Origin of the sequence: Roseivivax sp. THAF30, assembly GCF_009363575.1 — a bacterium.
Classification (GTDB): Bacteria; Pseudomonadota; Alphaproteobacteria; order Rhodobacterales; family Rhodobacteraceae; genus Roseivivax; species Roseivivax halotolerans.
Map to the genome: position 1 here is coordinate 2518958 of NZ_CP045389.1, position 14371 is coordinate 2533328.

The following is a 14371-nucleotide window of genomic DNA, read 5'->3' on the forward strand; positions in this document are numbered from 1 at the left end:
CGAGTCGTTCCACGCCACGGATGATCCATGTCTCAAGGAATCGACTACGGAAATCTGATGCACGAGGCCATGCGTGGCCTGATCCAGAAGGTATTGATCGGTGTGTCCGAGACCGGCCTTCCGGGCGACCACCATTTCTTCATCACCTTCGACACCGCGCATCCCGATGTCGAACTGGCCGACTGGCTGTCCGACCGCTATCCGGGCGAGATGACCGTTGTCATGCAGCATTGGTTCGACGGGCTCGATGTCACCGACGAGGGCTTCTCGGTCACGCTGAACTTCGGCGACGCGCCGGAGCGTCTGTATATTCCCTATGACGCGATCAAGACCTTCGTGGATCCCTCCGTCGAGTTCGGCTTGAAATTCGAAAGCCCAGAGGATCGCGACGGCGAGCCGCCCGAGCCCGACGACAGCGATGACGACGACGAGGACGAGGGCGAAAAGAAGGACGCCGAGATCGTCAGCCTCGACTCGTTCCGGAAGTAGCGACGCCCACGTCCTGCGATAGCGATAACGGGCATGGTCAGACGCGCCCCCACTCTCTAAACATCGACGAAAGTCAGCTTGCCTGCCTCTTGGCGCAGCGCCTCGGGGCGGCTAGAGCGTATGCGACAGTATACCAGCGAAAGGACGCGCCATGACAGCGACCCGCACCGAGACCGACAGCTTCGGCCCCCTCGAGGTTCCCGCCGAGAAGTACTGGGGCGCACAGACCCAGCGCTCGATCATGAACTTCCCCATCGGCTGGGAGCGTCAGCCCGTCCCGATCATCCGGGGCCTTGGCGCGATCAAGAAGGCCTGCGCGCTCACCAACGTGGAACTCGGCAACATGGAGGCCGAGATCGGCGAGGCCATCGCAGCTGCCGCGCAGGAAGTCATCGACGGCAAGTTCGACGACAATTTCCCGCTGGTCGTCTGGCAAACCGGCTCGGGCACGCAGTCCAACATGAACGCAAACGAGGTCATCTCGAACCGCGCCATCGAGATGCTGGGCGGTGAGATGGGCTCGAAAACACCCGTTCATCCCAACGATCACTGCAATATGGGCCAGTCCTCGAACGATACCTTCCCGACTGCCATGCATGTGGGCATCGCGCTGCAGGCCCGCGACGTGCTCCTTCCCGGGCTGCGCAAGCTGCACGCGGCGCTCGTCGCGAAATCCGAGGCGTTCGACCACATCATCAAGATCGGCCGCACCCATACGCAGGATGCAACGCCCTTGACGCTCGGCCAGGAATTCTCGGGCTACGCGCACCAGGTCGCGAAGGGAATCGAACGCGTCGAGGCGTGCCTGCCCGACATCTACGAGCTGGCGCAGGGCGGCACTGCTGTCGGCACGGGCCTCAACACGCAGAAGGGCTGGGCCGAGAAGGTCGCGGCGCGCATCGCAGAAATCACCGATCTGCCCTTCGTCACGGCCCCCAACAAGTTCGAAGCGCTGGCCGCCCATGACGCGATGGTCATGTTCTCGGGCGCGCTCAAGACCGTTGCGGCCTCGCTCTTCAAGATCGCCAACGACATCCGCCTTCTGGGCTCGGGCCCGCGATCCGGCCTTGGAGAGCTGATCCTGCCCGAGAACGAACCGGGCTCCTCGATCATGCCGGGCAAGGTGAACCCGACCCAGGCCGAGGCGCTGACGATGGTCTGCGCGCATGTGATGGGCAACGATGCCGCAGTCGGTTTCGCAGGAAGCCAGGGGCATTTCGAGCTCAACGTCTACAATCCGATGATGAGCTATAACGTATTGCAGAGCATGCAGCTTCTGGGCGATTCCGCCTCGGCCTTCACCGACAACATGGTCTCCGGCATCGAGGCGAACGAGACCCGGATCGGTGAGCTGATGCGCAATTCGCTCATGCTCGTGACCGCGCTCGCGCCGACCATCGGCTACGACAACGCCACCAAGGTCGCCAAGACCGCGCACAAGAACGGCACGACGCTGAAAGAAGAGGCGATCGCCCTCGGCTTCGTCGACGAGGCGACGTTCGACGCGGTGGTCCGGCCCGAAGACATGATCGGCCCGAAGGAGTGACCGCCACGGGCCTTTGCCTTCCTGCCGCAGCTTTCTAGACTTGTCGCCATGAGCAACGTGAGGAATCTTGGTCGCTTCAGGAAGGTGAAGGCCCGCGACGAAAAACGCCGTGCGGGCGACGCCAATGCCGCGAAGTTCGGGCGAACGAAGGCCGAGAAGCGGCGTGATGAGAGCGCCCGCGAGAAGGCGGAGCGCGGTCTCGACGGCCACAAGCGCGAGGAATGAGCGGGCGTCCGGTCAAACGCTCGCTGACGTTGAGCGGGCATCGCACGTCGGTCTCGCTCGAAGAGCCGTTCTGGCAAGAATTCCGCGCCATCGCGCGCGCCGAGGGCAAACCGATCAACCGCCTCGCCGCGGAGATCGACGCGGACCGCGATGTCGAGGTCGGCCTCGCATCGGCAATCCGCCTCTACGTGCTCGAAAGCCTGAAAGCGCGGCTTACTGGGTGATTTCGTAAACGATGCGCACGTCTGCCGAAAACCCCGCCTCCCCACGCGCAACGGGCACCGAGTCAGCCGCCATCCGCATCTCGGCCATTGGCATTGGATAGGGGCGCGCGCCGCCTTCCTCGTCGATGGAGAGAATGCGGCCAAGGCTCACACCGGCAGCCTCCGCGTAGAGGTCTGCCTTGGCGCGGGCATCCGCAACCGCATCTCGCCGCGCCTCGTTCATCACCTCGTCCGAGTCCGAGACGCCAAAGGACAGACCCGAAAGCTGGTTCGCGCCGTCACCCGTCACAGCGCCGAGGATATCGCCGAGCCGGTCCAGGTCGCGCACGCGCACGGACAGCATATTGGACGCACGGAAACCGGTGATGCGCGGCTCCTCGTCCTCGCGCCTGTCGGAATAAACGGGGCTCAGTGACAGACCGGAGGTTTGTACGTCCCGCTCGGCCACCTCGAACTCGGAAAGACGCTCGAGGATGCGACCGGCCACCGCGGATGTCTCATCCAAGGCCGCGCTCGCCGTCTCGGCCTCGGCCGTCACGCCAAGGGTGATCGTCGCCATATCCGGTACCGCACGCGCCTCGCCGCTGCCCGAAACGGTCAGCCGCGTAGGCTCACTGCCCTGCGACTGCGCGTGAAGCGGTCCCGCCGCGACGACAGAAAGTGCAAGAACAACGCCGATCATTCGGAACATGGTCGAAATCCCTTTGAAAATACGGGGCAAGTCTCCGTGAAGGCAGACAGTTTCGCAAGCTGCATTCCTTGGCGTCGGCGGTCCTCTGCTATATAAGGAGGCCCAAGCAAACCACAGACTCCCATGAGCATCGGGGCAATGCTAAGACGTGGTCATGAAACCTGATTTCGCGCTGAAACTTTCCTTCGACGGCATATCGCTCTTGCAAAAGGTTCGCGGTGGCTGGGCGGTCCTCGGCACGGCCGGTCTCGATGGCGATCTGGCCGCGGAGATGGCCGATCTTCGAAAAACTGCGCTTGCGGAAAGTGCCGATGGCACAATCGTGAAGCTGCTTCTCCCGGAAGAGCAGATCAAGTTCCTCTCTCGCGACGCGAGCGGAGACAAAACCGAGGCCGCGCGCGCCGCGCTGGAGGGTGCGACGCCCTACGAGGTCTCGGAGCTTCGCATCGACGCCGAAGAGGCGGGCGGGCAGCTCCACGTCGCCGCCGTCGCGGAGGAGACCATCGAGGAAGCCGAGGCCTTCGCGCTGGAGCACGGCTTCGTGCCGGTCGGTTTCGTTGCCGCGAAGTCGAACGGGTTCAACCGCGAGGTTCTGTTCGGAGAAGCGGCCTCCTGGACCGGAGCGGCGCTGAAACCCGACACGGGCGGTCTGCGGATCGTGCCGAAGCCGGCCCCAGAGCCCGAGCCCGAGCCAGAGCCAGAGCCGATTGCGCCGGCTTCTGCGACGCAAGACGCGCCGCCCGAACCACCGGCAGCGCCGACGGCCCTTGATCCTCTCGCAGTGGAGCCGACCGCGAAGGCCGAGGTCGAACCGGCTGAGGCGGAGGACGCGCCGCAGGACACCGGCGACCAAGAGCCGCCAGCCGCGCCGCCATATCCCGTCCGCGAGCGCCCCGCCGATCCGCTGGCGGCGCCCCGCGCGCCCGATCCCACCCCTCCGGCAGCGCCCGTCGCGTTCCAGAGCATCCGCGCGCGCCGCGACGTGCCCGAGACGCCGCGCGCCCCGCTCCGCGCAGATGCCACGCCGTCGCGCCTGTCGCTGAGCGCAGAACCGCAGGAGCCCGCGCCGCGCAAGACGCCGCCGCCCGAAGCGCCTGCTCGCCCGGCTCCCGCACTCGAGGAGAGCCTGAAGCGCCCCGAACCGGCTCCGCCCCGGAAGCCTGCCCCTGCCCCTGCCACGAAAGCCGAACCCGCACCGCCCGCGCCCAACGTCGCCGCGCCGGCAGCCGCGGCGGCCCCGACCCCGAAACTGTCGGCCCGCGAGCGGATCGCGGCGCTGCGCCCCGGGGCTGCGGATGCAGGCACCGCGCTCGACACGCCCGCGCTGGCTGCCGCGGCGGTACCTGTCGACGAGGAGCCGCGACAGACACCTCGAAACGCCGAGACGTCTCGCGACGGGGGGATGAAATTGTTCGGGCTGGGTCGCAAGAAGCCCAAGCAGGACACGTCGGCGCAGAACGAAGAACTCAAACGCATGACGGTCTTCGGCGCGCGCCGCGACGAGATCGTCATCGGGGGCAAGCCGCGTTTTCTCGGCCTGATGCTGACCTCCGCGCTGATCTTGTTCCTTCTTGGCGTTGCGGCCTGGGCGTCGGTGTTCCTCGAGGATGGGCTCGCGCGGTTCTTCTCGTCCGATCCCGAGCCCGAAGTCGCGGCCCTGCCCGAGGACGCCGTCGATACCTTGCCGCAAGTCACCGGGTTGCGGCCCACGGCCCGCCCCGAAGAGGCAGCGCCCGTGGTCGAGGCCCGGCTCGAGACGGAAACCGACGCGGCGCCCGAGATTGCCGAGCCTCGATCGGTGCCCGCCGCACCCGAGGCAATGACGCCCGACGAGGCCGAAGCGACCTATGCCGCGACCGGCATCTGGCAACGCGCACCCAATGCACCGAGCGAGATCGAGGAAACCGGTTCCGGCGATCCCTACGTCGCCTCCATCGACCCGGTCGTTGCGAAGCTCGACGCGACCGCCCTGCCCGAGGCCGACGCCTCGACCGACACGGCGCTCGAACCGCTGCCCCTGCCCGCGCCTGCGGGTACGCCCTTCGACCTCGATGCGCGCGGCCTTGTCCGCGCCACGCCCGAAGGCGCGGTCAATCCCGACCGGGTGCGCGTATTTGCCGGACTGCCGCCCGCCGTTCCGCCGCTTCGCGGAGACGCGCTTGCCCCGGTGATCGAAGCGATCCCGGAGCGCGAGGACGGCACACGCCCGCAAACAACCGAAATTTTCCAGCGCAATCAGCAATATGATACGTTCCGGCCGATCCTGCGCCCTAACAACCTGCAAGAACAGAACGATCGCGCCAATCTGACAGGATTGTCACGGCCAGAACTTGCTGCGTTCCGGCCGTCACTTCGGCCCGAAACGGTCAAGGCTGAAGCCGAGGAAGACGTAACCGCGACCGCGCAGGCCGTCGGAACGTCCGAAAGACCCTCTGTCCGGCCCGGCAATATCGCCGCTATCGTCGCTGCCGTGGAGGCCAGTCGCGCTGCCAGCGCGCAGGAGCAGCAGCAGCCCGCGCAGACCCAGCAGGTCGCGGCCGTCGCGCCGCGCACCGTCGCGCCGAGGGTTCCGTCGAATACCTCCGTCTCGCAGGCCGCGACGGAAACGAACGCGATCAACCTTCGGCGAATGAACCTGATTGGCGTCTACGGCAATCCATCGAACCGCCAGGCGCTCGTGCGTCTGTCGAACGGCCGTTACGTGCGCGTCGGTGTCGGAGACAGGATCGATGGCGGCCGGGTCTCGGCCATCGGCGAGAGCCAGCTGCGCTACGTCAAAGGCGGCCGCAACCTTACGCTCGAAATTCCCGGATAAACGGGCCCGAGCCTTGTGGCCCGGGCCCTGCAAGGATCACTCGGCGGCGTCGAGCTCGCCGTTGGCGATCTGCTCGGCCTCGATCGACTCGAAGAGCGCCTTGAAGTTGCCCTCCCCGAAGCCGTCATCGCCCTTCCGCTCAATGAACTCGAAGAAGATCGGACCGATCACGGTCTTGGAGAAGACCTGCAACAGGATCCGCGTCTCCCCGCCATCGACGACGCCTTCTCCGTCGATGAGGATGCCGTGCTTCTTCATGCGGTCGACCGGCTCTTCATGGCCCTGCACGCGGTCGAAGCTCAGATCGTAATAGGTGTCGGGCGGGCCGGGCATGAACTTGACCCCCTTCTCGGCGATCGCGTCGGTGGCCTCGTAGATATCCTTGGCACCGACCGCGATGTGCTGGATGCCCTCGCCATTATACTTCTCGAGATAAGCGACGATCTGGCCCTTCTCGCCCCGATCCTCATTGATCGGAATACGGATGCGGCCACATGGCGAGGTCAAAGCGCGGCTGAAGAGGCCGGAATGCTTGCCCTCGATGTCGAAGAACCGGATCTCGCGGAAGTTGAACAGGTCTCCGTAGAAACGGAACCATGTATCCATGTTCCCCTTGAAGACGTTGTGCGTCAGGTGGTCGAGATACCAGAAGCCGACGCCTTCGGGCTTCGAGGTGGCGACCCAGTCGAACTCCTCGTTATAGGGCGAGGTGTCGTAATACTGGTCGGTGAAATAGATGAGGCTGCCCCCAATGCCCTTGATCGCGGGCCAGTCGACGGTCTTGTCCGCACCTTCATAGGGTTCGGCGCCGTTCTTCACCGCGTGCTGAAAGGCATGGGTCGCATCGACCACGCGCCATGCCATCGAGGGCGCGCAAGGTCCATGCTCGTCTACGAAGCGGGCCGCGAACGATCCCGGCTCGGCGTTGATGACATAGGTGATATCACCCTGCTGCCAAAGCTCGACCGCCTTGGTCTTGTGCGTCGCCACATGCGAATAGCCCATCTTCGCGAAGAGGTCGCGAAGCTGTTCGGGCTCGGGATGAGCGAATTCGACGAATTCGAACCCGTCCGTGCCGGCGGGGTTTTCCTCGGTGATCTTGGCTTGCGGTGCATCGTGGGGGAAGGGTCCCATGGCTGCGCTCCTCTCGTTGGTTCACCATGAGGATAGGCTTTTGACGATGCGGTGTCCGCGCGATATTGGCTATATATGAACCCATAATGACCGCTCACCGCATCATAGGTCAAAACCATGCAGGATTCCCGCGTCACCCTCGATGACACCGATCTGCGCCTCCTTGCTGCGCTTCAGCGCGACGCGCATTTGACGGCAGAGGCGCTCGGCTCGGAGCTGAACCTTTCGGCGAGCCAGGCCGGCCGGCGACGGCAGCGCCTCGAAGCCTCTGGCGCGATCCGCGGATATACAGCGCGGCTCGATCCAGAGGGGCTGGGACTTGCCGTGCAAGCCTTCATCCAGGTCACTCTCGAACGGCACGGCCCCGAACAGGCGAAGAGTTTTTCGCGCATGGTCGAGACCCGGCCCGAGATCGTGTCGGCATGGACGCTGACGGGCGACGCCGATTACCTCCTGCGTGCCTATACGACGGGTCTCCGTGCGCTGCACACGCTCATTCACGAAGTGCTGCTCTCACACCCGACCGTCGCGCGCGTGCAGAGCCAGATCGTCATGGATCAGCTCAAGGCGGATGCACCCCTGCCGCTTTGAGCCGCACCCGGCCATGGGTCGCGCTGCGTCGTGTTGCGCCCGCGCCTCCGGCCTGCATGATGGAGCGGAACGAACGGGAGCCCCTCGCCCATGGATACCTTTCTGCTTCAGGCCTCGATCTATCTTCTGGCCGCCGTGATCGCCGTGCCTATCGCCTCCCGGCTCGGGTTTGGATCGGTCTTGGGCTACCTCGCCGCGGGCCTGGTGATCGGTCCGATCCTCGGCCTCGTTCACGAGACCGGAGACCTTCAGCATTTTGCAGAGTTCGGCGTCGTGATGATGCTGTTCCTGATCGGGCTCGAGCTGGAACCGCGCGCGCTTTGGGACATGCGGCACAAGCTTATCGGGCTGGGCGGCTTGCAGATCAGCGTCACGACGCTCGCGGTGATGGTCGCGGCAATGGCTTTGGGCCTCGCCTGGCAGCCCGCGCTGGCGGTGGGTCTCATCTTCGCGCTCTCCTCGACGGCGATCGTGCTGCAGACGCTCACGGAGAAGCGGCTAATCCAGACCTCGGGCGGGCGCTCCATCTTCTCGGTGCTGCTCACGCAGGACATCGCGGTGATCCCGATGCTGGTGTTGCTGCCGCTTCTGGCGGTCGGCGGCGGCGGCGGAGCGAGCCTGTCGGCGGACGGCTCCATAGACCGCACTCATGCGGACGACGCGGCACATCATTCCATGAGCCTCGTCGAAGGTTTGCCCGGATGGGGTGTAGCGCTTGTCACGCTTGGCGCGATCGCCGCGATCATCGTCGTCGGCTTGTACCTGACCGGGCCGCTCTTCCGGTTCATTCATCAGGCCCGCCTGCGTGAGATGTACACGGCCTTCGCGCTTCTGATCGTGCTCGGCATCGCGTTTCTGATGATCCTCGTGGGTCTTTCCCCGGCCCTCGGCACCTTCCTTGCGGGCGTGGTTCTGGCGAACTCGGAGTTCAGGCACGAGCTTGAATCGGATATCGAGCCGTTCAAGGGGCTACTTCTGGGCCTCTTCTTCATCACGGTCGGTGCGGGCATCAGCTTCACGACCTTCCTTGCCGCGCCCTTCGTGATCCTTGGCCTGACCTTCGGGATGATGGCGCTGAAGGGCGTCATTCTTTATGGTCTCGCCCGCGCCTTCGGTCTCAGCCATTCAGATCGCTGGCTTTTCACGCTTGGGCTGGCACAGGCGGGAGAGTTCGGTTTCGTGCTGGTCTCTTTCTCGCTGCAGCAGAACGTTCTGACCGGCGCGCTCGGCGAGCGGATCCTGCTCGTCATCGCACTCTCCATGCTATTCACGCCGCTCGTCTTCATGCTCTACGAATATCTCGCGCCGCGCCTTCAGGGCGAAAGCACGCGGCCCGACGACGACGAGATCGACGAGACCGGCCCGGTCATCATCGCGGGCGTCGGGCGCTTCGGTCAGATCGTGAACCGGATGCTGCAATCGACCGGCTTCAAGACCGTCGTGATCGACCACGACATGGAGACGATCCAGCTCATGCGGCGGTTCGGTTTCAAGGGTTTCTTCGGCGATCCGACACGGCCCGATCTTCTGCACGCCGCCGGGATCGAGACGGCGCGCGTCCTTTGCGTCGCGCTCGACGACCGCAAAAGCACGAACACGCTGGTCGCCTATGCGCGCCGCCTGCGCGGAGACGATCTGCACATCGTCGCCCGCGCCCGCGACCGGACGCATGTCTACGAGCTGTATCAGGCCGGCGCGAACGATATCGTGCGCGAGACCTTCGACAGTTCGCTCCGCGCGGGCCGCTACGTGCTGGAGAATATCGGGCTTACGGAATACGAAGCCTCCGAAGCCGAGAAGACCTTTTTCCACCACGACCGCATGACGGTGCGGGAGCTTGCCAAGCACTGGAAACCGGGTGTCGCGGCGGCGGACAATCCCGAATACATCGCGCGGGCGCGGGAGCTCGAGAAGGAGCTGGAGACCGCGCTTCTCTCCGCACTCGATTCGACGGGGCGCACCGGGACCGATGGCTAGCGCATGAAAAAGCCGCGCTGCCCGGGTGGGGCAACGCGGCCAATCTCTTGTCAGGATGCGACGCTTACGCGGCGCGGCCGATCAGAACCTCGTCGACCTGCTTCGCCGCGGCAACCTCGTCGTCGCCGCTGACGGCGGCGATTTCGCGGGTCAGGCGCTCGAGCGCAGCTTCATAGAGCTGACGCTCGGAATAGCTCTGCTCGCGCTGGTCGTCCGCACGGTGCAGATCGCGCACGACCTCGGCGATGGCGATGAGATCGCCGGAATTGATCTTCTGCTCGTATTCCTGCGCCCGGCGCGACCACATGGCCTTCTTGACCTTGGCCTTGCCCTTGAGCGTTTTCATCGCCTGGTTCACCACATCGGGGGACGACAGCGTCCGCATGCCCACTTCGCTCGCCTTGTGGGTCGGAACACGCAGGGTCATCTTGTCCTTCTCGAAGGAGATGACGAACAATTCGAGCTTGATGCCCGCGATCTCCTGCTCTTCAATGGACATGATCTGACCGACACCGTGGGCGGGGTAGACCACGTAATCGTTCGGGTGGAACTCAGACTGTTTGGTTTTGGTCATTCTTGGTCCTCAGGCAGCTCGGCGATGCGTGATCCGACGCGAAAAAAGCGAGCGGACAGCCTTAGGCTTCCGATCACTTTTTAGGATTTCGGTATTATGACGCGGGGCAGTCGAACCACGCGCGATATGCACACATCGCTTTCATTTGTGACAGAAATACTACCATAAAATCCGCGCCCTGAACAGAGCGCAGTTTCTCGCCGTTCCACGTTGAGAATCAGCGGCTTGGCGCTGAATTCTCAAGTAGCGCACAGCGCGCGCAACGCGGAGCCGATTCGGAGATCAGCCGCCCTCGCCCGGCTGCTCGGAGAAGTATTTCTCAAGCTTGCCCTCTTCCCCGTCATGCTTCTCAGCGTCCGGAAGGGGGTCCTTCTTGGTGATGATGACGGGCCACATCTCGGAATACTTGCGATTGAACTCGACCCATTTCTCTGCCTCCGGCTCGGTATCGGGGCGGATCGCGTCTGCCGGGCATTCGGGCTCGCAGACGCCGCAATCGATGCATTCGTCGGGATGGATCACCAGCATGTTCTCACCCTCGTAGAAGCAGTCCACCGGGCATACCTCGACGCAGTCGGTATATTTGCAGGCAATGCAGGCATCGTTGACGATATAAGTCATGAGGGAGATGTCCGTTTATCTGGTCGCCCCGTGAGCTAGACCAAGTGCCGTTATTCTTCAAGCGCCTCACGGCGACTTTGATCGAGGGCGCGACGATCCTTCTTGGTGGGCCGTCCGCCACGTTCGTATTTCGGCACGTGCGCCTGCGGCTCGCGCTCGGATTTCGGGCGCGGCGGGTCGAGATCGTCGTAGAGGAGCCGCGCCTCCGAGGCCGGTCCGCGCCGCTCGCCGGGTGCTATGACCCGCACGACGCGGATCTCATGCGCCTGCGGAAAGGTCAGCACGTCGTCCGGGCCGACGGCATGAGCCGGCTTGGCGATGGGCTGGGAATTCACACGCACCCTGCCTGAGGCCACGATCTTCGCCGCAAGGCTGCGCGTCTTGAAGAAGCGTGCCTGCCAGAGCCATTTATCGATGCGGATGCGGTCTGTCACAGCGATCTTTCCCGGAAAGATCGCCGGCATTCCGACGCGGAATGCCGCGGCGCTACGCCGGTTTCAGCGTCTGAAACCGGCCGCGTTTTGCGACAAAACGCGTGCGCCCGCGTCACGACTTGCTCTTGAACCCCGAAAGTGCCGCGGCAAAGGGATTGTCCGGATCGATCCGTTCCTTGCGCTCAGGCTTGGCAGTGTAGTTCTGCGCCTTTTGCCCCTGTGGCGGGCGCTTGCCCTTGCCCTTGCCTTTCGGCGGGCCGCCACGGCCCTTGCCCTGGGGCTTGCCACCACGCTGATTGCCGCGATTTCCGGCCCAGGTGAACGTATAGAAAACCTCCAGCTCGGGCCCGGCCAGCTCCTCGTCGGGGGCCGTGCCAACCGGCACTTCCTCGTCCGAGACCTTGTCCACGGGCACGTCGTCCTGCGGCTGCGCGGGCTCAGCGGCGATCGGAGCTTCACCGTGATCGGTGATCTCTTCTACCGGAGTCTCTTCGGTGACGGGTTCGGCCTGCTCGGTGATGGCGCCAGGCTCGACCGCGTCCGGCTGGCCTGCGTCGAAGACCGGGGCATCTGCATTCTCTGCCCCCGGCTCTTCGGGTGGCACGGTGTCCTGATGAGCGACACCCTCATCGGTCGGCACGGTCTGATCGACCGCCTTCTGCTTCACCCGCTCGCCCTTCTCCGCGCGATAGCCGAGCCCATCCATGAGATCGGCGAATTGCTCCAGCGTCAGGCCGGTGATCGACAACATGTCGGCCTTGGCCTCGAAACCACCACGACTGTCCTCGGGCCGCAGAAGATCCGCGAGCCGTTCGAGCATGTCGATTCGGATCGCCCGCGCACCGGCCTTCCGATAGCCCATCGCCGCGAAATCGGCAGCGCTCGTTCCGGCCTCCGCCGGAACGGTGACAAGGCCCGGCGGCGGCGCTTCGGGGAAGATGTCGCGGCCCTGCGCGAGACTCCAGAGCACCAAGCGCAGGCGCGTCGGCGCGGGCTTCAGCAGGAGCGGCATGAAGATGGTGAACTGACCGAAGCGCATCCCGTGCTTGCGCAAGGCGCCCCGCGCGTCCTGGTCGAGCGACTTGACCTCGCCCGCGACCTCGGCCCGCGGCAGGATGCCCATCGCCTCGATCATGCGGAAGGCGAAACCCTTGGCGAGGCCCGAGAGCGTCTCGTCGCGCTGCAGGTTCATCAAGGGCTCGAAGAGGCTCGCGATCTTGCGGTCGATGAAGTGCTGCAGGCGCCGCTCCACCTTCTGGCGCACATCGGGGCCCGCCTCGTCATCGACGAAGGCCACGACGCGCGGCTTCAGCGGATCGTCGCCCTTCTCGAGCTTGCCGACCGCCTGCTCGCCCCACATGAGGCCGCCCTGCTCGGTGAAGTCGATCTCGGTATCGGGCGCGTTGTAGAACCTGTCGGCGCGCAGATGGAAATGCGGCGCGAGCGCCTGCAGCGAGGCGGACTTCAGCGTCTTCGCCTCCTCGCCCTTGGCATCCTTGTCCTGGCGGAACCGGAACCCTACAAGCTGACCGACGAATTCGCCTTCGACGGTCACTTCACCTTTGTCGTTCACTTCGGCCAAGAGGGCCTCCTTCTGTTTCAACCGGCGAAGAAGGACACTTGTCCGCCGGTCTACAAATCTTTGGGTCAGACGCTCGTGCAGGGCGTCCGATACCCGATCTTCTACCGCTCGCGTGCGGTCGCGCCAATGCTCTTCATCGTGGGTCCAGCCTTTGCGCTGCGCCACGTAGGTCCATGTGCGGATATACGCCAACCGTTTCGACAATGTGTCGATGTCGCCGTCGGTTCGGTCGATCCGGTGGACCTGTCGGGCCAGAAAGTCATCGGGAACGGTTCCACGCTCGTGCAAATGCCCGAATATAACGTCGAGAAGGCCAGCATGTTCCGCGTGGGAGATGCCGCGGAAGTCGGGGATCCGGCAGACATCCCAAAGAAGCTGCACCGAGCGGGCATCGGACGCTCGCGCGCGCACCTCCGCGCGGGAGGACAATTCCTTCAGCGCCTTCAGATCGTCCGCCTCGCGCGCTTTCACGAGAATCTCGTCATCCGTGCTCGCCTCGAGCGAGGCGATCAGCGAGTCCGGGCTGCCGAAGGCGAGTTTCGAGTTGCGCCATTGCAGTTTACGGATCGGCGTGAAGCGGTGATTGCAGATCGCCTCGGCGACCTCCTCTTCCAGCGGAGGCGCCTCACCCGTGACGCCGAACGTACCGTGGCTCATACCGCGCCCGGCGCGGCCCGCGATCTGTGCAAGCTCATTGGGCGCGAGCGGTCGCATCCGTCGCCCGTCGAACTTCGTGAGCGACGAAAACGCGACGTGATCTATATCGAGATTGAGCCCCATGCCGATAGCGTCCGTCGCCACCAGGTAATCGACCTCGCCGTTCTGATAAAGCTCCACCTGCGCGTTGCGGGTCCGGGGGCTGAGCGCACCCATGACCACCGCTGCACCGCCCTTTTGTCGGCGCAGAAGCTCGGCGATCGCATATACATTCTCAACCGAAAAACCCACGATCGCGGAGCGAGACTGCAGCCTACTTATCTTTTTCGAACCTGAATACGCCAATTGGCTCATACGCTCGCGGCGCAGGAATTCACAGCCGGGCACAAGGGCCGCGATGGGTCCGCGCATCGTGTCCGCGCCCATGAACAAGGTCTCGTGGGTGCCGCGCATCCTCAAAAGGCGGTCGGTGAAGACGTGGCCGCGTTCGGGATCGGCGCAAAGCTGGATCTCGTCGATAGCGACGAAATCGGTGCCCATTCCCTCGGGCATCGCCTCGACCGTGCAAACCCAATAGGCCGCGCGCGGCGGCACGATCCGCTCTTCCCCGGTGACCAGCGCGACGACCGACGGCCCGCGCGCCGCGACGATCTTGTCATAGACCTCGCGCGCCAGAAGCCGGAGCGGCAGGCCGATCATGCCCGTGCGATAGCCCAGCATACGCTCGATCGCGTAATGCGTCTTGCCGGTATTGGTCGGGCCGAGAACGGCCGCGACCCGCGATGTCATCTCCATGAGATGTCCTTGAGAA

General features: G+C 64.5%; 13 protein-coding genes. 7 read left to right on the forward strand and 6 right to left on the reverse strand.

Translation table 11 applies throughout. The features are described 5' to 3' along the window. The first annotated feature begins 27 nt into the window (after window positions 1–27). From FIU91_RS12180 to FIU91_RS12195, 4 genes are all read left to right on the forward strand, one after another. Window positions 28–489 carry an SspB family protein gene (locus FIU91_RS12180; RefSeq protein ID WP_093010997.1) on the forward strand — a complete coding sequence of 154 codons (462 nt, stop codon included), beginning with the start codon at window positions 28–30 and terminating at the stop codon, window positions 487–489. 151 nt (window positions 490–640) lie between these two features. Further along, window positions 641–2035, forward strand: coding sequence for a class II fumarate hydratase (gene fumC / locus FIU91_RS12185; protein ID WP_152462656.1), 1395 nt, complete (start codon window positions 641–643; stop codon window positions 2033–2035). Window positions 2036–2083: 48 nt separating this feature from the next. Next, window positions 2084–2260 (forward strand): DUF4169 family protein, encoded by a 177-nt coding sequence (locus tag FIU91_RS12190; RefSeq protein ID WP_152462657.1) that lies wholly within the window; start codon window positions 2084–2086, stop codon window positions 2258–2260. Continuing rightward, on the forward strand, window positions 2257–2484 hold the full coding sequence (locus tag FIU91_RS12195; RefSeq protein WP_093010988.1) for a ribbon-helix-helix domain-containing protein: 228 nt from the start codon (window positions 2257–2259) through the stop codon (window positions 2482–2484). The genes FIU91_RS12190 and FIU91_RS12195 overlap by 4 nt, the downstream gene beginning before the upstream one ends. Here FIU91_RS12195 and FIU91_RS12200 read toward each other — a convergent pair. Beyond that, window positions 2474–3175 (reverse strand): SIMPL domain-containing protein, encoded by a 702-nt coding sequence (locus FIU91_RS12200; RefSeq protein ID WP_254701954.1) that lies wholly within the window; start codon window positions 3173–3175, stop codon window positions 2474–2476. The two genes, FIU91_RS12195 and FIU91_RS12200, sit on opposite strands and share 11 nt — an antisense overlap. Before the next feature lie 154 nt (window positions 3176–3329). Here FIU91_RS12200 and FIU91_RS12205 point away from each other — a divergent pair, with 154 nt between their 5' ends. Then, on the forward strand, window positions 3330–5990 hold the full coding sequence (locus FIU91_RS12205) for a hypothetical protein (protein WP_152462658.1): 2661 nt from the start codon (window positions 3330–3332) through the stop codon (window positions 5988–5990). Window positions 5991–6026: 36 nt separating this feature from the next. On the opposite strand, the gene hppD is transcribed toward FIU91_RS12205, so the two are convergent. Continuing rightward, window positions 6027–7124: a 4-hydroxyphenylpyruvate dioxygenase gene (gene hppD, locus FIU91_RS12210; protein ID WP_152462659.1), complete on the reverse strand. Its 1098-nt coding sequence runs from the start codon at window positions 7122–7124 to the stop codon at window positions 6027–6029. A 117-nt stretch (window positions 7125–7241) separates the two neighbouring features. On the opposite strand from hppD, the gene FIU91_RS12215 reads away from it, so the two are divergent. Further along, the gene (locus tag FIU91_RS12215) at window positions 7242–7715 is read left to right on the forward strand and encodes an Lrp/AsnC family transcriptional regulator (RefSeq protein ID WP_152462660.1); all 474 of its coding nucleotides are present in this window, start codon (window positions 7242–7244) and stop codon (window positions 7713–7715) included. Window positions 7716–7805: 90 nt separating this feature from the next. After that, window positions 7806–9692: a monovalent cation:proton antiporter-2 (CPA2) family protein gene (locus FIU91_RS12220; RefSeq protein WP_152462661.1), complete on the forward strand. Its 1887-nt coding sequence runs from the start codon at window positions 7806–7808 to the stop codon at window positions 9690–9692. A 64-nt stretch (window positions 9693–9756) separates the two neighbouring features. On the opposite strand, the gene FIU91_RS12225 is transcribed toward FIU91_RS12220, so the two are convergent. The 4 genes from FIU91_RS12225 to FIU91_RS12240 all read right to left on the reverse strand — a co-directional run bounded on the left by FIU91_RS12225 (window position 9757) and on the right by FIU91_RS12240 (window position 14355). Next, on the reverse strand, window positions 9757–10266 hold the full coding sequence (locus FIU91_RS12225) for a CarD family transcriptional regulator (RefSeq protein WP_093010974.1): 510 nt from the start codon (window positions 10264–10266) through the stop codon (window positions 9757–9759). Between the two features lie 282 nt (window positions 10267–10548). Beyond that, window positions 10549–10887: a ferredoxin FdxA gene (gene fdxA / locus FIU91_RS12230; RefSeq protein ID WP_093010971.1), complete on the reverse strand. Its 339-nt coding sequence runs from the start codon at window positions 10885–10887 to the stop codon at window positions 10549–10551. Window positions 10888–10937: 50 nt separating this feature from the next. Beyond that, window positions 10938–11351, reverse strand: coding sequence for an RNA-binding S4 domain-containing protein (locus FIU91_RS12235; RefSeq protein ID WP_172975003.1), 414 nt, complete (start codon window positions 11349–11351; stop codon window positions 10938–10940). A gap of 82 nt (window positions 11352–11433) precedes the next feature. Continuing rightward, window positions 11434–14355 (reverse strand): helicase-related protein, encoded by a 2922-nt coding sequence (locus tag FIU91_RS12240; protein WP_152462663.1) that lies wholly within the window; start codon window positions 14353–14355, stop codon window positions 11434–11436. Window positions 14356–14371: the final 16 nt, after the last annotated feature.